This is a genomic window from Clostridium sp. AF22-10 (assembly GCF_003478725.1).
Classification (GTDB): Bacteria; Bacillota; Clostridia; order Lachnospirales; family Lachnospiraceae; genus Otoolea; species Otoolea fessa.
Window position 1 is genome coordinate 39,368 of record NZ_QUFZ01000011.1, and the last position, 20,142, is coordinate 59,509.

General features: G+C 51.5%; 11 protein-coding genes and 2 pseudogenes. 1 reads left to right on the forward strand and 12 read right to left on the reverse strand.

All coding sequences use genetic code 11. From position 1 onward, the window contains the following. Positions 1-67: 67 nt before the first annotated feature. The 10 genes from rfbG to DWX91_RS09620 all read right to left on the reverse strand — a co-directional run bounded on the left by rfbG (position 68) and on the right by DWX91_RS09620 (position 12,409). Positions 68-1,132 carry a CDP-glucose 4,6-dehydratase gene (gene rfbG, locus DWX91_RS09575; RefSeq protein WP_118538717.1) on the reverse strand — a complete coding sequence of 355 codons (1,065 nt, stop codon included), beginning with the start codon at positions 1,130-1,132 and terminating at the stop codon, positions 68-70. A 295-nt stretch (positions 1,133-1,427) separates the two neighbouring features. Then, positions 1,428-2,201, reverse strand: coding sequence for a glucose-1-phosphate cytidylyltransferase (rfbF, locus tag DWX91_RS09580; protein WP_118538685.1), 774 nt, complete (start codon positions 2,199-2,201; stop codon positions 1,428-1,430). A 26-nt stretch (positions 2,202-2,227) separates the two neighbouring features. Beyond that, on the reverse strand, positions 2,228-3,691 hold the full coding sequence (locus DWX91_RS09585) for a hypothetical protein (protein ID WP_118538687.1): 1,464 nt from the start codon (positions 3,689-3,691) through the stop codon (positions 2,228-2,230). After that, entirely contained in the window at positions 3,688-4,623 is a 936-nt protein-coding gene (locus DWX91_RS09590; RefSeq protein ID WP_117796293.1) for a glycosyltransferase family 2 protein, read from the reverse strand. Before DWX91_RS09590 ends, DWX91_RS09585 begins: the two co-directional genes overlap by 4 nt. A 16-nt stretch (positions 4,624-4,639) precedes the next feature. Beyond that, a complete protein-coding gene (locus tag DWX91_RS09595; RefSeq protein ID WP_118538689.1) occupies positions 4,640-6,829 on the reverse strand; it encodes a hypothetical protein in 2,190 nt (729 codons plus the stop codon). A gap of 78 nt (positions 6,830-6,907) precedes the next feature. Then, positions 6,908-7,543, reverse strand: coding sequence for an SIS domain-containing protein (locus tag DWX91_RS09600; RefSeq protein ID WP_117796295.1), 636 nt, complete (start codon positions 7,541-7,543; stop codon positions 6,908-6,910). Between the two features lie 34 nt (positions 7,544-7,577). Continuing rightward, entirely contained in the window at positions 7,578-9,968 is a 2,391-nt protein-coding gene (locus DWX91_RS09605; protein ID WP_118538691.1) for a potassium transporter KefB, read from the reverse strand. A 59-nt stretch (positions 9,969-10,027) separates the two neighbouring features. Continuing rightward, positions 10,028-10,645 (reverse strand): D-glycero-alpha-D-manno-heptose-1,7-bisphosphate 7-phosphatase, encoded by a 618-nt coding sequence (locus DWX91_RS09610; protein ID WP_118538693.1) that lies wholly within the window; start codon positions 10,643-10,645, stop codon positions 10,028-10,030. Further along, a complete protein-coding gene (locus DWX91_RS09615; protein ID WP_117796297.1) occupies positions 10,638-11,708 on the reverse strand; it encodes a GHMP kinase in 1,071 nt (356 codons plus the stop codon). The genes DWX91_RS09610 and DWX91_RS09615 overlap by 8 nt, the downstream gene beginning before the upstream one ends. Then, complete coding sequence (locus DWX91_RS09620; protein ID WP_107000699.1) at positions 11,702-12,409, reverse strand: nucleotidyltransferase family protein; 708 nt, start codon at positions 12,407-12,409, stop codon at positions 11,702-11,704. The genes DWX91_RS09615 and DWX91_RS09620 overlap by 7 nt, the downstream gene beginning before the upstream one ends. Positions 12,410-12,898: 489 nt before the next feature. Between DWX91_RS09620 and DWX91_RS09630 the strand changes: the two genes are divergently transcribed. Beyond that, positions 12,899-14,242 carry an MATE family efflux transporter gene (locus DWX91_RS09630; RefSeq protein ID WP_118538695.1) on the forward strand — a complete coding sequence of 448 codons (1,344 nt, stop codon included), beginning with the start codon at positions 12,899-12,901 and terminating at the stop codon, positions 14,240-14,242. 170 nt (positions 14,243-14,412) lie between these two features. Here the strand turns inward: DWX91_RS09630 and DWX91_RS09635 are convergent. Together DWX91_RS09635 and DWX91_RS09640 are read right to left on the reverse strand one after the other, a co-directional pair. Then, a pseudogene (locus tag DWX91_RS09635) lies at positions 14,413-18,404 on the reverse strand (glycosyltransferase). A gap of 16 nt (positions 18,405-18,420) precedes the next feature. Further along, positions 18,421-19,999: pseudogene (locus DWX91_RS09640) on the reverse strand (ABC transporter ATP-binding protein). Between the last annotated feature and the right edge of the window lie 143 nt (positions 20,000-20,142).

Here is a 20,142-nt window from a genome sequence, read left to right on the forward strand (position 1 = left end):
ACTGCTCTCTGCCGCACCCGTTCTGCCTGCTGCCAGACACACCTTTCGTGCAGCCGCCTGCATCTATTTATTTTTCTTCAAACCGAGCCGCATACGCCCGGATCTGCTCATCCGTCACCTCGCGCATATCCGCTCCGGCAAGCCACTTCTTCGACCATTCCACCGTCGCAGCCATCGCTTCTTCTACATGGAAGTGCGGCTTCCAGCCAAATACCTTTTTCACTTTGGAACAATCCAGTTTCAGAAAATTCGCCTCATGCGGACCTCCGTCATAGCGGTTGATCCAATGCATCCCGCCGCCCCATGTTTCACAGAACAGATCCGCCAGACGTCCTGTATTGACGCAGTCACAGTCATCCGGTCCGACGTTGTAGCAGCCCGCCAGCTCCGCATTTTCCCACTGCGCCTTTGCCACCGTCAGATACAAAAACAGCGGCTCTAACACATGCTGGAACGGGCGCGTCGAATGCGGATTCCGCACGATAATCGGCTCTTTCTTTTCCGCTGCACGCACGCAATCCGGCACGATCCGGTCCGCCGCAAAATCACCGCCGCCGATCACATTGCCAGCACGACAGGTTGAGACGGCGCAGCGGCCGTCCGTGAAGAACGACTGCTTATAGCTGTGTGTCACCAGCTCCGAACAGGATTTGCTATTGGAATACGGATCATAGCCGTCCAGCGGGTCATTTTCGCGGTAACCGTACTCCCATTCCTTATTTTCATAAACCTTGTCCGTCGTCACATTGACGAGAGAGCGGACGGATTCACACTGTCTGGCGCATTCCAGCACATGAACCGTACCCATGACATTCGCCGCATACGTGCCGACCGGATCCCGGTACGACTCGCGCACGATCGGCTGCGCTGCCAGGTGGAGTACAATCTCCGGCTTCGCCTCATCAAACACCTGTTTTAAATGGGCAAAATCGCGCACATCCCCATCCACATGGTGAATCGTATCCCCCAGATGCAGGATCTCAAACATCGACGGCTCGGTCGGAGCTTTCAGCGCATAGCCGGTCACCTCCGCCCCCGCCAGATGGAGAATGCGGACCAGCCAGCTTCCCTTAAAGCCTGTGTCACCGGTCACAAGAACCCGTTTTCCTTTATAAAAATCAAAAAGTTCCATGGTTTTCCTCTTTTTAATTATTTCGTGTTCGTTCGTTAATGGCGCAAGAAAAGAATATGTCTGCTTCGCAGCCGCATTCTTTTCTTCTGCGCTCATTATATCATACTTTCTTACAGGATTTGTGTATATTCCTTGAATTTTCCCTTACAGTATATTATTGTTACTGTTCACGGGTAGGCACTTTTGAAACCGAAAGTGCCGTAAGAAAACGTGGTGGCAGCAGGAATTTGCCGTATTTAAATGCGAAGCCACGGCAAATTCCGTTACTGGGCACGTATGCGTGTACAGTAACATATTATTTCCACAGCTTCCAGGGCGCATTGCCTTCCTGCCACATCTGTTCCAGCTGCATCTTGTCACGCTGGGTATCCATACATTTCCAGAAACCGTCGTGGCGGTATACCATCAGCTGTCCGTCCTTGGCAAGCTGCTCCAACGGCGCTTTCTCAAAGACGGTATCATCGTCCTCGATATAGTCAAAGACGCCCGGTTCGAGTACCATGAAGCCGCCGTTGACGATCTTGCCGTCATCATCGTTCTTCTCACGGAACTCGCGGATGTGTCCGTCGCTGTCAACATCCATGACACCGAAACGCTGTCCGATGTTGACTCCGGTCAGGGTCGCGATCTTGCCGTGCTGCTTGTGGAATGCCACCAGCGCGTCCAGATCCACGTTGGAAACGCCGTCGCCGTAGGTCAGCATGAACGTCTCATCCCCAATGTAATCGCGGATACGTTTGATACGACCGCCCGTCATCGTGTGCAGTCCGGTATCGACCAGCGTCACGCGCCACGGCTCGGAATAGTTGTTATGCACCTGCATCTCGTTCTTCGCCAGATCGAAGGTCACATCCGACGTATGCAGGAAATAATCGGCAAAATACTCTTTTACTACATACTGTTTGTAGCCCAGACAGATCACAAAATCATTGAATCCATACTGGGAATAGTGCTTCATGATATGCCAGAGAATCGGCTGTTCTCCGATCTCGATCATTGGCTTTGGTTTTAAATGGCTTTCCTCGCTGATTCGTGTGCCGAATCCACCCGCTAATATTACAACTTTCATTGCACTTCTCCTTCCGTCCATCGTTTTTATCGAAATATGTTCAAATGGTTTTCTTCCAAAATTCTCATCGCATCCCGCACTGCATCCGGGTCGTTATGCAGGTAGGTTTCCAGATCCTCATCGCTCGCCGTCCGGTAATTCCGTCCCAGCTCCCTTGATACCTGTAAATATGCTTTCCGGTACGGCGCTGTCCGGATTTCTGCCCGGGTTGTCCATGCATTTCCAAAGACCGTCAGCACGGTAAATGCCAGCATACAGACCTTTAAAAGTGTGCGGGCTGCCCGTTTCTCCGGCACGCGTGTTTTCGCCTTATCTGCCTCTGTTTCCTGCGCCTTTTCCCGGCACATACTCCAGACGAGTGCAAACGTAAGCAGAATTCCTACAATTCCCATCTGATACTGTATCTCGTACCGCGAGGACATCCCGTACTCGTCCTTCAGGAAAATCCACCGCGCCGCCAGCACCAGCAGATGGTTACAGCCGCCGCTGAGAACCAGCAGAAGCGGAAAAATAGTCTTTTTATAAAGCTGAAACCGCACATTCAGATACAGTGCCAGCAGATACGAAACAAACACTGCCAGCCCCAGCAGATACACCAGATGCAGCCGGACAAACCAGGGGCTTCCTGCCTCCAGCTCCTGAATCTGCGCCACGCCGATCACCGACGATGCCACCGCTTTCAGCAGAAACCGCAGGAAAAAGAGCGGCTGGGCCGCAAATTCCTGAGCGATTGAAACATCAGTCACTGCTCCACGGTGTACGTAAACTGCCTGTGAATTGCTCCAAAGATATAATACCATCGCAAGAACCGTTGTCAATGCCCCGATGCACCAGGTTCTCCGGCACTTTCGGCTCCAGGAGCGGCTGCTTGTTTCAGCACCCCCGCGCCGATCCGCCAGCCACAGTGCGCCGTATGCCAGCACCAGAATCACCGCATAGCCGCCGCTGTACGGTCCTGCCACCAGCACGACCAGCAGGATCGGCAGAATTGCCAGAAGCACCCGGTCAGACATATTCCGGCACCGGGTCGCCGCTGCATGGTCGAGGACTGCAAAATGGAATAAAAATCCGGAGATCGACAGAGTGCAGACCCAGCCGGTCCCGTTCGTCATCATTTCCCATTTATTCAGGCTGAAATATACAAACTGAATCAACAGGAAGGAAAGATAGCCGACCGAGCGGTTCCGCTCTGCGTAGAGCGCCAGCACCGCCGCGCCCGCACCCAGGCTCAAAACACCCAGAATCATGTCAAAATACGTATTATAGCCAAATAGTTTCACATTGATGATGCGCCCCAGATACGTGATCGGAACGCGCGTCAGGATATCCGGTACAAAGAATTTCGCCGGATTTGTCACATCCGGCAGATATGAATTGATCAGCCGGATATAATCCGAATACGCCACATTGTCTGAGGCATGAAATATATACCAGATATAAAATAAAATCCCCAAAATAACCGGAAGCCCTAAAAATACACGGCGTTTCATCCGTCTCTCCTCTTTAAAATGCTCAGCTGGTTCAAGTAAAGTTCAAATAACTGACGGTGTTTCTTCGTGATAACCTCCAGAATCACACCGCTGATCCACAGCAGGAACGAAATCACATAAAGCCCGGAACACGCGATCAGGGTCGGGAACTTCGGCACCATGCCGGTTGCCAGATAGCCGCTGAGCACCGGCGCGAAAAATGCCGTTGCAATCGCAAAACAAATGAGTCCCAGCCATCCAAAGAACGCAAATGGCTTGTAATCCCGGAAGAGTCTCGCGATCGTGCGTAGCACCTTAAATCCATCCGAAAATGTATTTAACTTTGACACACTTCCCTCCGGGCGGTCACGGTATCCAACCGGGATCTCCACCAGCTTAAAGTTCTTGTCCAGCGCATGGATGCTCATCTCCGTCTCAATCTCAAATCCGGTCGAAAGAATCGGGAAGCTCTTGACAAATTCATAGTTAAATGCGCGCGCGCCTGTCATGATATCCTTGATATTACTCTTGAAAATCAGGTTGATAAGCCCACGCACCAGACGATTTCCCGTATTGTGGAACGGACGCTTATTTTCGGTAAAATACGTCGAAGAAAGGCGGTCGCCGATGACCATATCCGCTTTTCCCTGTAAAATCTGGTCTGCCAGCTTTCTCGCGTCCTCCGCCGGGTAGGTGTCATCGCCGTCCGTCATGACATAGCACTCCGCGTCAATGTCGCGGAACATGCTGCGGATGACATTTCCCTTGCCCTGCTGGTATTCATAGCGCACAACCGCGCCTGCCTCCCTGGCAATCTCATCCGTGTGATCCGATGAATTATTGTCATATACATAGATCGTTGCCTCCGGCAATGCCTCGCGGTAGTCCTTGACCACCTTGGCAATCGTCTGACCTTCATTATAACACGGAATTAATACCGCTATCTTGTCCATTTTTCTCCTCCCGTTTTCACTCTTCCACCGTTTTGGCGGACCATTCCGGATTGATCACAACAGCCCGTTTTGTCTCAGCTGTACTTACCAATTCCAATTTTATCTCTCTCTGAAGCCCTGTCAGATCAAGCTGTACTTCCATCGGTTCATATTCCTTCTGTCCCGCCTGGATCACAGCAGCCGTCCGGCTGTTTGTCCCATCCGAGGCGATGATTTCCACTTCAAATGGCTGCTTCAGCACCCAGTAGTCCGGATCACACAGAACCGCCCGGATAGTCGGATGATCGTCCCCGCTGGTATTCTCCCAGCGCCATTCTGGTACTTCTTTTTCCGTTTCCTGTGCATCCATGAAAATCTCCTGTGTGCGGTACCAGCAGTTTTCGCGTCCATGCGCCATCTCAAGCCCTGCCAGTGTAAAGGACTGGCTGCCCTGCAGGATTGTTTCCTGATACTCCATATCATGCACGTACCATCCCGCCTCATTCATCCATTCCAGATAGCTTTCCAACGTCTCAAGTCCCTGCGGGATCATGTCATAGACGCCCTCGCCTGCCTCCATCGCCTCCTCGATTTCATCGATATAGGCGTCTTTCTGCTCCGAAAGCTCATTGACGATCGAATACCGGTTCCAGACCGGCACATCTTCGCCCGCAAGCCGCGCATAACTTCCCACATCCGACCAGGTCAGGAAAATGCGGTCAATCTTGGAACGTTCTTCCGGTGTAAACAGCTGATGATCGTGAAATACGTAAGGCAGGTTGCTGCGGATACTCTCACGGCTCACCGCCCGCATCGCCCATTCCCCGCCGTTCCAGACACAGGTATAAGCATCGTAAGCGCGCCCGGCGTAAACAACTATAAACATAATTGCAAATACAACGCCGCCTGTCAGCCTGGGAGAAATGGAAGCCATTCCCTGCAGCACCAGGCACCCGCAAAGCATTCCGGCAAATAAGATTCCGCCCATAAAATAGCGGCTGTGTCCCGTCGTTGCCGCCCAGAGGACAAAGGATGCGGCATACAGCAGAAATAGGGTTCCCGTCCTGCTGCTGACCCGCTTCCAAATCCAGCAGAGCCCGGCTCCCGCCGCTCCCAGATACATCAGCGCCAGATCCAGGTTGTATTTCGCCGGGATCTCACTCAGGCGGTAATCTGGATGCCGGATCATCGAATATGCCCACAAAAGAAACTCTTTTATATTGCTGGGTCCCCATCTCGGGTCCTTAAAGTCCGTTTCCCCAAAATACGGCGAATGAAACAGGCTGTTATAATAAGGATAAACTGGATTTTTCATCGCTATCCCATTGTAAATCAGGTACACGCTGACGGGAATCACCCCCGTCACCAGACACCCCAGAAACAGCTTCGGTGTCAGATACTTCCGGATTTTCCACAGATACAGAAGCACCAGCGGCACCAGATACACGATATTCGTCATCTTGAGGCAGAACAGGATTCCACCAAACAGGCAGAATAAAACCGCCTCGTGCTCCCGCTTCGCCTCATCCAGCCCGCGCAGAAGCAGAAATACCATTTCCAGCAGAAATGGCAGCGCCAGAAGCTCGACCATGTAGCTGCCGCTCTCCTGAATCAACTCCAGGCGGCTGACAATCAGAAATGCCAGTACCGGCGCAAGATGCCTCGACCAGCTGCATTTTTTTTCCAGCCGGTCTGCCTCCATGCTCAGGAACACCGTTACCTGACGATAAATCACAAGCATCGCCAGTGCGTTTAACATTGTCCCCATCCGAAGCCCAAAAAGCGCCCTGAATGGATAAAACATCCGGTCGCCCAGCCGGAAACCGAACATCTGGAACCGTCCCGGTATCACATGATAATGAAGGTTGTCCACAAATCCGGGTATCTGCGACAGCAGGTGATAGTTCTGCGTATCATAGCTCTGATCCGGGGCAAATCCCTTGACCGAAAAGAACGCCAGGATGAACAAGCTCCCCACTATAAAAAGCGGACTCACTCCCGCATGGTCCCATTCAAATCTTCCGATTGCCACCATGACAGCGCCACATAAAACGAGCGCTGCCGCCCGCGACAAAATCGTTCCCTGTGGTACATGTAAAAGCCATGCCAGAAGATCCAGCACTTCCAGCCACCAGATAAAAAGCGTATAGGCAAGCAGCACTGCAAAACTGCGGGTACTGACTCTCCATTTTGCCGTTTTGTCTGCCGGCCTGTTTCCAAATAACATACTTTTCCCTTGTAATCATCCAGTTTTCTTCATGAACCTGCTGAATCATTACTTCCTTTCCATGAAACAAAATATATCTTAAAAGAAATATTCTTCCAGCATCAGGCACAGTGCATGGTACACCGGAAGATGCAGCTCCTGAATCTTAAATGTCTCCTGCTCCGGCACGACAATCGCAGTGTCGCTGTACCCACGGATCCGCCCGCCGTCGCGTCCCAGAAGCCCGATAACCTTAAGCCCCTTTGCCTTTGCCGTCACGGCTGCATACAGGACATTTTTTGAATTGCCCGAGGTTGAGATTCCGAGGAACACATCCCCCTCTTTTCCATATCCAAGCACCTGTTCCGCATAAGTCATGCTGCCATCCACATCATTCATAAATGCGGTGGTCAGTCCTGCATGCCCAGTCAGCGCGATCGCCGGAAGTCCCTGCTGCAGCTTTTCGGAAAGTTCCGCTCCCATCTGAGGGTCTACCGTTTTAAGCGCCGCCTCTATCTCCGCCGAAACCAGGCGTTTCTTCACAAACCCCTTCATCAGCTCGCCCACGATGTGCTCCGAATCCGCACAGCTTCCGCCATTTCCGGCAATCAGAAGTTTTCCGCCGCGCTCATAGCACTCCTTCATCGTCTCATACGCAGTGCGAATATCCGCTTTCACCGGTGCAAGAACCGGATAGCGGCTGATCAGTTCGTCCAGGTACTCGTATTCCTTCATGATTTCTATTTCCTCCTGTCAGGTTTTTCGATGTCTATTGAGCTTCTGCATCATAAAATAAATACTCCCGCTCAAACATTTCCAGATTGTTCTGCGCTTCCTCCTCCGGCACCGCTGTGTCGGATACACGCGCAAGCATATTTCCATTTTCAAAAAACAGATCGGTCAGGCTGCCGCTGTGGATCAGCTCCCGCAGGAGATCCAGACTCCACTCCCAGCTTCCCGGTCCCAGATAGCCCGCTTCCACGTAGACGTAATCCGTCTTCGCATACGCCATATAGGTTTCAAACGCCTCCGGCGAGTTGACGAGTTCGACGTTGCCCCACGGTGATGTAATGTCCTTATACGACTCCACATTGCACGGGAACTGCAAACAGTACGGATGCGTTCCAAATGCGATCACCCGGTTTTCCGGATCCTGCGACACTTCCTGCCAGATCAGCGTGTTTCCCTTTTCCTCCATCCGCGCCTGTTCCTGCGCCCGGTGATTGACACGCCCTTTATTCAGAAGATGAATCTCCGAAAATCCAGCCGTCCACGCCCAGCTGCTGATCGCCGTGACAATCAGATTTAATACCAGCAACGGCGTCAGGCACTTCGACGCGAGCGGATAAAAGCCGATTTTCTTAAAATACACCATCGCCCGGCATGCCCCCAGAATCAGCATAGAATACAGAAGCATGAAATAATTTCCGTCGATCTGGTAAAGCATCGACAGGCTGATCAGGCTGACGATCACAAATGGGAAGAAAATCACCAATGCCGCGTTCCAGATATGGGACTGCTCATCTCCCTTTTTGGAGAAAATCCCATAAAGCACCAGCATCACAATCAGCACCGCCATCAGCGAGGTTCCCCACGCCAGAATTACATGCCCCATATCTTCACCCTGCGGCTGCATCAGCATCTGCCAGATGCGCCGCGCCAGCACATGAAGCGTTGATTCCTCCTGATAATTCTGCGGCAGCTCCGAGGTAGCAAATGGGTATTTCATTTTAAAACCAAACAATGCAAAAATCGAAGTAAACACCGAAGTGACCGGCATTCCCGTGATCTTCATCGTCCGCGCCCAGATACCAACCAATGCCCCAAACGGCAGGCATAAGGAGCCAATCAGGCGGACCAGATGGTGAAACAGGTCAGCCGCCGCCCCGCGCTCATGAAACCAGAACCACAGAAGGTACAGCCCCATCATGCCAAATACGGCAGTGGAAAAGACCAGGGAGGTCGGCTTCATCGTGAGGGTCAGGAAATAGGAACCGGCTGCCCCGGAGAGGAATATCCAATGATTTTCATACACATGAATATACTGAAAGAAACATCCCAGCATAATAAGCTGCAGCAGCCACGTAATCAAATCCGCCTTGGCTGTGAGCGCCATATTCATGATGCCCGGCACCGAAACCGTCAAAACAGCTGCCATAATTCCCGGCAAGACGCTGTGATACGTTAGTTTCTTTTCTGTCTCCTGCTTTCGATTGCCCGTCAGCAGCACCGCATTCCAGACCATCGCCCCAATTCCCAGAACTGCCAGCCAGAGGTTAAAGAACGTCAAGTAGCTGTGACTCGCCAGATCGCAGAGCGGCAGAGTCAGCACCTCAAAGCCCTTCGAATACACATAGACCATGCCGACCAGCCCCGGATTCTCATACAGCCCGGTTCCGCCTGCCACAATGTACTGGGAACGCACACCATACCAGAGTGTATCAAAGTCGAGTGCGATATTCAGGCGTCCCACCTGAATCAGGAACATCAGGACACACCAGCCAGCCGCCAGCGTCCATGCCCGGCGCACCCGGCGCGGTATTTCCCTCGATCCCCCGCTGCCATCCAGCATCCAGGAAAGCGTCTGCCATCCCATGATGCACTGGCAGGAAATCGAGGAAAAATCAAAGCCCAGCGCCGCCACACCCAGAGCATAGACGCTCAGGCGCATCCAGGCGATTTTTCCAACGCCAAGGGCAGAAAGGATGCAATACACAACGATTGCAAAGGAGACACCAAAAAGAAAATCCATATAAAAAGAAAAATAAGGCCGCTCCCAAATCGTTTCCCTGAAAAACACCTGTTTTCTCAGAAACCGCCCGATCGCCAACAGGCTAAGCATATATGCCGCCGATACCACCATTGGCAGAAATACCACGTGAATCCAGGAAAACACCAGCACCACCGCCAGAAGCCAGTACATCCGGCTGCGTCCGCGCTTCAAAAGCGCCAGCCCCCCAAAGATCAAGACTGCCAGAATCGCGATCTCCACATACATTCTCTTCGATTCCGTGAAATGAATGTAATCTGCAAAAAAACCATTTCCCGTAAACAGTGTTTTCGCCGGAATCAGAACCGCCGCCACACAGAACAGCACCAGAAAAAGACCAGCCATGCGCACGGCTGCGTTTGGTCGTCCGTTTTGTCTCTGATTCTGCATGTCGATAGTTCCTCTCTTTCTAGCTTATGTACTCCCGGAATCTTTTTGTGAGCAACATTCTATATACGCCCGCCTAAAATCCCGCGCACCGCATCCAGCAGCGTATCTGCATACGCGTCATAACCGCCCGCCGGGCAGCTTCCGTCCTCTTTTATAAGTCCAGCCGCCCTATCTTCCGCGTGTTCTTTTGCCCCATAGCCAGTTCCGACAAGGACTCCGGTCACGCCAAAGTTTTTTCCTGCCTGCGCGTCGATGCGCTTGTCCCCGATCATATAGGAATGCACCTTATCAATGCCCTCCGGCAGATCGCGCTCTGCCATCTCAAACATTCCCGTCTCCGGCTTGCGGCAATGGCATTTTTTCTTATAAAGTCCAATCCCATGCTCCGGGTGGTGCGGGCAATAGTAGAACGCATCTACGTGTGCTCCGTCACGCTCCAGCACCCCATTCATATAATCATGAAGGATTTTTACATCCGCCTCGGTATAGTAACCTCTCGCCACGCCCGCCTGATTGGTAATGACGATCACCTTATATCCGGCCTCGTTCAGGAGACGGACTGCCTCTGCGGTACCGTCAATCAGCTTCAAATCTTCTTTTCGGTGAAGATAATTGACCTCCACGTTCATCGTGCCATCACGGTCGAGGAATACTACTTTACAGCTATTTTTACACATGGAATGTATACTCCTTATCCGGCATCTGCACCTGAATATCGCGGTAGTCCCAGCGGTCCTCATCGCAGATCCAGCTCTGAGCGCCGCGCAGTTCGAAATTCCAATCCATCAGCTGTCCGCCTGCCGCTTCCAGACGGCGCGCCACCTGATGTTTAACGTTGTATGGGCAGTACACAAGAAGGAAGCCGCCGCCGCCAGCACCTAAAAGCTTTCCGCCGAGGGCGCCCGCTTTTTTCGCCTCGTCATAGAGCATATCAATCTGCGGATTTGTGATCTTGCTGCTCATCCGCTTCTTGCTCTCCCAGCCGTAATCCAGGAGGCGGCCAAAATTGTGGAGATTTCCCTTTAAAAGCTCGTCCTTCATCGCATAGGAAAGCGCCTTTACCTCGCACATCGCCTGAAATGCGTCTGGTTTCTTATAGTTGCTTACCTGATCCTTGATAATATTCGCGGATACATGGATATTGCCCGTGTAGCATAACAACAGGTTATACTGCAGCTCATTGATAATATCGCGGCGGATGCGGAGCGGGTTTACCACGACGTTGTTGCGTCCGTGAAATTCGATAAAGTTAAAGCCACCGAAGGTCGCCGCATACTGATCCTGATAACCGCCGGAAATTCCCAGATCGATCCGCTCCACGCCGTAAGCCAGATCCGCCATCGCATAATTATCCATCGTAATTCCTTTCCAGCGCGCCATCGCGGTCAGAAGACTTACCATGACAGTCGAGGAGGTTCCAAGTCCCGAACCAGCCGGAGCATCACACTGTAAATAAACCTCGCATCCCTGCTTGATATCCATCGCCCGCAGCGCTGCCGTGACAAGATCCAGCCGTCCATCGCAGACGTAATTTTCCTTCGCATTGTACTTGACTGTCATATCAAAATCCAGGGAATGAACCGTGATCTGGTCATCATTCCTCGGAATGATCGAACAATATGCATATTTATTGATAGTACTTCCGATAATGGCACCGCCCTGTTCTACACAGAATGGTTCTACATCCGTACCGCCGCCGCCAAAGCTCACGCGCAGCGGCGCTCTTCCTCTGATTACCATGTAATGTCTCCTTTTCTTACGTCCTCCTGAAACCGGAAATAATCCTCCGGCACACCGATATCAATAAAATAGCCGTCATTTACGATGCCGCCGAGACGTCTTCCCTCCTGCATCCACCTGGGGATGCACTCATTTTCCAGCGAAACTTTTCCCTCCGGAATCTCATCCAGCAGCGCCCGCTTCATCAGGTACACACCGCCGTTGATCGTGCCCGCCCCAGTATTGCCGTTTTTCTCATTAAAAGCGGTCAGCAGCCCGTCGGTCAGGCGCGCCGCCCCATAACGGGAAATATCCGGCACACCGCGCAGAACCAGCGCCATCTCCAGATTTTTTTCCTGCTGAATCCGGCTCAAATCACCGAAATCCATCTGATAAAATGTATCACCATTCAGGACAAAAAACTGCTCGTCCGTCACATATTTCCCGGCATTCTTGATCGCGCCCGCCGTGCCGAGCAGCTCTTCCTCATACGCATACCGCGCCCGGATGCCAAACCGCGATCCGTCTCCAAAATATTCTTCCACCATGCCGCCCTTATAACCGACGGCAAAAATAATATCATCAATTCCGCTTTTTTTCAGCCCCTGAAGCACATACTCCAGAAACGGCTTACCTTCAACCAGCGCCATCGGTTTCGGACGATCGCTTACCACACTGCGAAGCCGCGTCCCCAGTCCGCCAGCCAGAATGATTGCCTGCATACTGTACTTCCTTTCTGTCTGTTGTTTCCAACTCAATTTTTACTTTTTTTATACTGAAAGATACAATTTTTACTTTTGTCAATCTGTCAACCGCTATTAAGTCCAGTTTAACTTATATATCTTACCACATTTCCCTAGTGATTTCCACTAGATAGGGCGGTTTTATGCTGTTACCACTTTCCCATCGGATTCGCAGCGCTTCCTTGCGGAAATTGCAACAATTTGTTGATTTTTTTGCATGATTCGACAGATTTTTTTATTTGGCAGACACTCCGTTCCGTGCTACAATCTTAGTTATAAATTGATGTACTCTCAGAGTCTTTCTGCACTTGCTTTTGTGGCTGATTTTCCGCCAGCCGCACCCGAATTTCATCAACGTACGCACCGCGTACGCCTCAGAAATTTGGGCACAACTGACAAAAAAACATCTCACAAAATCAAGCACAGAAAGATTCCGAGAGTACATATTGGGATTTGGAGGAAATGCTTATGGCACGTGATATGACAAAAGGGAATATAACCGGGCACCTGATTGCCTACGCGGTTCCGCTGGTGTTCGGCAACCTCTTCCAGCAGCTCTACCACACGGTCGATTCGGTAGTCGTCGGACAGTTCTACGGAAAAGAGGCGCTGGCGGCAGTCGGTGCGGCGGGTCCGATCATGAATATTCTGACCTTTCTGATTGTCGGGCTGTCGCTCGGCGCATCAATCCTGATGGCAAGCTATTTTGGTGCGAAAGATTATCAGAATTTAAAGGATGAATTTGCAACCTCGGTGCTCTCCGGGCTGCTTTTAACCATTGTCCTCTCCGGTATTTCACTGGCAGGAAGCCGCCTGTTTATCCGCCTCACCCAGACACCGGAAGAGATATCGTCACAGGCGTCCTTGTATTTGCAGATTATCTCGCTGGGTCTTACTTTTACCTTTTTTTACAATATTTTCTCCGCCGCCCTGCGCGCGATCGGAGATTCCAGAGCGCCGCTCTATGTCCTGATCCTGACGACCGTTGTCAATGTATTCCTGGATGTATTCCTGGTTGGCATCTGCCGCCTCGGTGTTTCCGGTGCGGCAATCGCTACGATCATCTCGCAAGCGGTCTCTGCGCTCGCCCTCTTCGTCTATATCTGGGCGAAAGTGCCCCTCTTACGCCTCGGCATCCGGGATCTGAAACTGAAAACCTCGATGCTCAAAAAAACGATCGATTTCAGCTCCATTTCCGCCGTCCAGCAGACGATTCTCTACGTCGGCCGCCTGCTCGTCCAGTCCGGCGTCAATGCACTCGGCGTCGATGCAGTTGCCGCTTTTAATGCCGTCTCCATCATCGACAGCTATGTGCTCGCCCCGGGCGACAGCCTTGCAGCATCTATCACGACGTTCTCCGCACAGAACCTCGGCGCAAAAGAGTATGACCGAATTCCGAAAGGGCTTCGGAAAATGCTGGTGATTGCAGAAATTTATATTATTTTGACAGCGGTGGTCGTGCTGTTCTGCCGTCACCCGCTGCTCGGTATTTTCTTAAAACCAAACGAAACGGAGGCGCTGCGTCAGGGCATGTCCTATCTGGTGCCGATGGCTGGTTTTTACTTCATCAGTGGTATCACCAATACCTTTCAGGGATATTACCGTGGAATCGGGCACCTGATGATCACCCTGTTCGCGACTCTGGTGCAGATTCCAATCCGCGTTGTGATCAGTTATGCGCTGTTTGGACGGCTGGGGATTCAGGCTGTGGCGATTGGTACGACGATTGGATGGGCTTGTATGGTAATATTTGAGCTTTTAATGTATCGGAGATATGGACGGGTGGAGGCGCTGCGGAAGAACGATCGGTAATATAGAGTGCTCTATCCGGTAGTACAGGAAAGAGCCTGCAGCATACCGGCGTAGCTGACTCTTTCCTTCCTTAGATAACTTTAAATTATCCTTACGCAAGAAAACGATCAGAAGCACATTCCCCTGATCGTTTTCTTTATTATATATAATTTTCTATCTTTTACTATTTTTTATTCAAAATCTTCCTTAATCACATCCCAAGCCGCATCAATACTGAAATGCTCGCGGATATAAACCTGCGTTTTCTCTGCCAGGTCTTCCAGGCGTTTTTCGTCTTTGTAGAGTTCTACGACTGTCTCGGCAAATTCGTCCGGCTGATCCTTGACGAGGAGAACTTTTTCTACATCCGGGATTCCCTCGCTGCCGACGGAGGTGGTGACGATGGGGGCACCGTTATAGATAGCTTCTACCACCTTGCCCTTAACCCCTGCGCCGTAGCGGAGCGGTACCACTACAATCCGGCAGTTCCGGTACAGGTCTGCCAGTTCTTCTTCACTTACAAAGCCTTTGACGATGATGCCATTTCCAGGCTGTTCCAGCGCTTTGATCTCGTCGGTCACTTTGGAACCGACGATGTAGAAGTTGACCTTGATCTGTTCCCGGATCTTCGGGAATACTTCTTTCGCGAACCAGAGCACCGCGTCTGCGTTCGGCGGATGCGCAAAGCCGCCGACAAACAGAAGTCCTTCCCGTTTGGCGAAGTCTTTGTTCAGATTCTGTAAAAACTCCTCATAGACATATGCCGTGATCGCCTTGACCGGAATCGTCTCATCAACGGCGTGGATCGCCTCTTCCTCAACGTAGGACGGATAGTAGGACACCGCCACTTTGTGGAAGAGTGAAAACTCGATCGATTTCCAATATTCGGATTCCTGACGCTTCTTCACATCGCCGGTCAGCTCATACTCGCGGAACTCACGCATAAAATGAAGGTCGTGACCGTAATAAATCATCTTGATATCCGTGTGTTCTTTGATAAAATCCACATATTTTGTCGCGATATGCGGACGGTTCAGATATGCCACGTGGATATCTTTTCCATTTTTCACCAGCCAGTCCCAGATACCGGTCAGGTATTCCTGTCCGTAGAGGACCTCGATTCCCATCTGCTGCAGCGTAGACGTATACGGTTCCTCATGGAGGTAATTATCTCCGATAAATTTAACAACATACCCCTTTTTCAGGAACATTTTCAGGTACTGGAACGTTGTCTTGGAACCGGCGTCTTTGTCAAAGGTCGGCACATAGTGATCGATCACGACAATGATCTTTTTGCCCATGCTGCGCTCGCGTGCGCGGAATGGATTCGGATTGCCGTTGTTGACGCACTGATTCTTGAACTCTTCTTTCCATTTTTCTTTGAGTTTCTCGCTGTTTTCCACCTGATACCGTTTCAGACCGGTTCCGTTGACATCCGTTCCGTTGGAAATGCCTTCGAAATGGATGACCTTGGATTTTGGCTGGTAAACGACGCGGTAGCCCGCTTTCCGCACCTCAAATGCCAGATCCGAATCTTCGCAGTACGCCGGGGCAAACCGCTCGTCGAAACCGCCGATCTGCTTCCAGAGTGCGGTGGATAAAAGGATCGCTGCGCCGGAAATATAGTCTACATCCTTGACGTAGTTATATTCTGCCTTGTCCGGATCGTCGAGGCGGCCGTAATTCCAGCCGGAACCATCGCTCCAGATGATGCCGCCTGCCTCCTGTAAACGTCCATCCGGATATACCAGCTTAGATCCTACCATACCGATGGTGGAGTCAGATTCAATGAGATTTACCAGGGAGCTGAGCCAGCCTTCTGTTACCTGGGTATCGTTGTTTAAAAACATCACATATTTGCCGCGCGCCGCCTTCGCCGCCTGGTTGCAGTTGCGCAAGATCCCTGATTGGTCTGATTGCGGCAGATCACCAGGTTATCGGCAAACTCCGCCAGATGCTCGGTGGCATCGGTTGAAACGTCATCTGCGATGATAACCTCATAACTCACATCCTTCGTATGCTCCAGAATCGACTGCAGGCACAGATAGGTATAGTGAATCTGGTTGTATACCGGAATTACGATGGAAACCGTCGGATTTTCTTCCTTCGGAAGGTGGATTTTTCCGTAGGTCAGATACTCCTCACCGATCTCAAAATCACCTTTGATAAGGTTCTTTCCTTCCTCTGTGGTGTACATCTTCATCATTTTACCCGGATGGAGAATCGTCCGTTTCCAGTAGCCGAGCTTCTTGCGGCGTACCGTGCCCTTTGGATAGCACCGGTTAAATGCCTGTCCGAGCTTGCGGCGCACCTTGAAAATGACCGCCTCATGACCATTTAAGTAGGTCAGCGTCTTGCCAAGCTCTGCATTTTCATGGCGCAGATCAGAAATGATAACGTCCAGATTCGCCACGTGGTTATTCGTCAGGCGCTGTACCTCCTGCACTTTGCGGAGTGCCGTATCTTTTTCCGAATTTTCTGCCCGGAGCGCATCCAGACGTTCGTTTGCCCTTGCAAGTTCTCCGTCCACATGGGAAAGATCGGCTAATGTCTTCGTCTTTACCATGTAATCTTCCTGGTAGGTGCGCTGGTTTTCCCCGTGCACGTACTCCTGGAAGCCGCGTTCCATCGCCTCGTAAAGCGAAAGCAGCTTCTCATCCGCCTTCACATACTCCGGGAACTGTCCGATAAATTCCCGCTCGGCCTGACCGCCCAACAGACTCTTATAACGGCGGTAGAAATAAACCAGTGTCCTGTATTTCACAAAACCAGCCGGAACCGGGAATAAGAAGACCCACTCATAGTCGATCGCATAAGTTCCGTCCGCCGTCACCAGCATATTTTCAAAAAGGGCGTCAATGTTGGAGGCGCTGTAGCTCTCGTCCGCAAGAACTGCCCCTAAAGAAGCCCATCCGCCGCCATTTTCTGTCTCTTTATCCCGATAGGAATCCAGCTCGCCCAGCGCATTAAATACCTTGATAAATTCCGGTGTCACCGCAAATGGTTTGCGTTCCTCCGGGCGGATGCTGTAGATCTCATCCATCGCAGCCCGGATCGCGGAAACCTCCGCATCCGCGCCCTGGGCAGTCAGAATTTCTCCCAGAAGTTCCGCCCGCGTTTTTCCCTCTAAATACGGAAATACCGCTGTCATTCCCTCGTCCTGAAGCTCCGGTTTTGCCAGTTTCAGGGACGGATTCTGACGGTCAAGCACCTGATATTTTTCTTCGAAGGACTGGATGTGCGCCTTTCCCTCCGGATAGAGCGCCGTCTTCCAGACCTCGCGGGTTCCATTCTTTTCACGGATCTCTGTCCGGATCTGGAAGCAGTCTTCGCGGGTGCGGTTGTATTTCACATAGATAACGTCCTGTGAAGCATTCTCAGCTTCCGGCGCAGCCTGTCTCTGCCAAAAAACTAGAAATGCATTCGCAAATTCCGGAAACCGTCCGTCCTCGCAGGCTGCATCGAGCGCCGCCCCCATATCCATCAGCATATACTGCGGACAGTCATAGACCGGTAACACACCAGTCAGATCGCCTTTTTTCGGCAGATAGGCATCTGAAAAAATCTCTCCCGCCGTCCGGTAATCCGGCATCGGATAGTAAAATTCCCCGCCCGGAAGCAGCTGCTTCATTTCGTTCCAGGAAAGTGCGCCCGTCTCCCGCTCTGCGCCTGCCATGTATTTCACGCCAAACCAGTTGGAAGCCGCCGCAATCAAGGTTCCATGAGCAGAAAGAAGCTGTTTTGCGGCTGTCATCTGCGCCGCGCGTCCAGCCCTATCTGCCGCCGTCAAATTCCCGATCAGCACTACATATCCATATGTCCCGCCGCGCTTTTCCGCTTCCCTCGCATATGTCTCCACATCCGCACAGACATAGCGGATCTTCGCCGCCAGCTCCGGCTCTGTCTTGAAACGACGGCGTACTACCTCCAGATTTTCTTCGGAAACATCCAGCACCGTTACCGATGATAAACGTCTGGCAAGCAGCCCTGTCAGCGCGCCCGCGTCCGCCCCGATCTGCAGCGCCTGCTGTTCCGGGTCAAATTGGCACCAGTCCAACAGGTTTTCCCGCAAATCTGCCAGTGCGTACAGATAGGAAAGCTTCTTATTTTCCCGCAGCGCCTGGCGCCGGTCACTGCCGTATTTATCAAACAGAGCAATCAGCTCCTGATTGATTTTTTTCATCTTATTTCTCCTTTTATCATGCCTGCAGATCTTCCTGTGCCGCCTCATCCGCACTAAGCGACTCCGCCTGCTTCGCTGCCTCTCCGGCCGGCGATAACCTGACCGCTACATCCGGCTCCATGTCGTAGACACCGACCGTGTTCTTATTAGAAATAACGGTAATATTTGCCACATCGTAGAGACGGTGGTAAACCACGTGCTCGCCGCCTTCAAATCCGGTACAGCTCATGGACAGCAGGTATTCGCCGCCCTGCAGAGTCATCTTCTGCGAAAACGCGACATCGTAAATATCGCCCTCCTTGACCGGATGGACATCCGTTCCCTCAAACAGGGTGTTCGTGCCGGTCAGGTCGGTTCCTTTCTTATCCTTGATCGTATAAGTAAAGATCGGTGCCTGAATCGGTGCATTGAAACGGATGCGCTCGCGGATGGTAAACTCTTCGCCTTTTAAGAGCAGGTTAGTAATATTGCCGCGCGCGTCCACCAGTCCCAAATCGAAGATCTGCGCCCTGCCGTCGCCGTACTCCTCGCGGTTTGCGTTGATCGTCAGCTTGTCGCGCATCAAGCCCGGCTTTTTCGCCGTTTCTCCGTTCAAACCAGCCGGATTTCCGGTGCCGTCCGATGCTGAACCAACTCCATTTTCTGCGGTGCCATCCACTGCCCCGGAGCCGTTTACATTTCCGGCATCGTTATTTCCAGCCTCATTTCCAGATGCACCATTCTCCGCACTTCCGGCTCCTGCTTTCTCCGCTTTTACTACCTTGTCCCCGGAAAAATCGTTCATCACTTCCAGCTCGGCGCGCAGCGCGTCCATCTGTCCTGCCAGAATCTTTTTGTAGAGATCGACCATCTTGCCCGCCGAACCCTGTGCGATAAATTCTCCCTTATTGAGCAACACTACCTTATCGCAGTATTTGATGATACTTCCCATATCGTGGGTTACCATGATGATCGTCGTGCCGTTTTTGCGGATCTCCTCCATGCGGCGGTAGCACTTGGACTGGAAAAAGACATCCCCGACCGAGAGCGCCTCATCAACGATCAGGATCTCCGGCTCGACGTTGATCGCAAGCGCAAATGCCAGACGCACGAACATACCGCTCGAGTACGTCTTGACCGGCTGATAGACGAAATCGCCAATCTCGGCAAAATCGAGAATCTCCGGCAGCTTTGCATCCATCTCTTTTTTGGTATATCCCATCATCGTACCGTTCATATAGATATTTTCGATACCGGTGTAGTCCTGGTTAAATCCGGCTCCCAGCTCCAGCAGCGCCGAAATTTTGCCGCGCACCGTCACCTCGCCGGTCGTCGGCGTGAGAACGCCGGTAATGATCTTAAGGATCGTCGATTTACCCGAACCATTCGTACCGATGATGCCGACCGTCTGACCTTTTTCAACCGTAAGGAAAGATCGCTCAACGCGTAGAAATCCTTGTGGTATTCTTTATGGCTGACGCTCAGCGATTCTTTCAGCCGATCGATCGTTTATCATACAGCCTGTATATCTTGGTCACATTTTTCACTTCGACCGCGTACTTCTCTGCGTTCTCCGCCTCTTGTGCCCCTGTGTTTGTTGTATTTTCAGCAGACATATATCTTTTTCGTTCCTCCTGTTCCACTATTCTCGTAGTATAGCATGTTTTCTATGTTTCTTGCAATTCCTGTACGCAGAAAAACACACCTCTTTCTATGTACTCACGAAAAACATTCGTATTTTTTTGTGAAATGTTTTGTA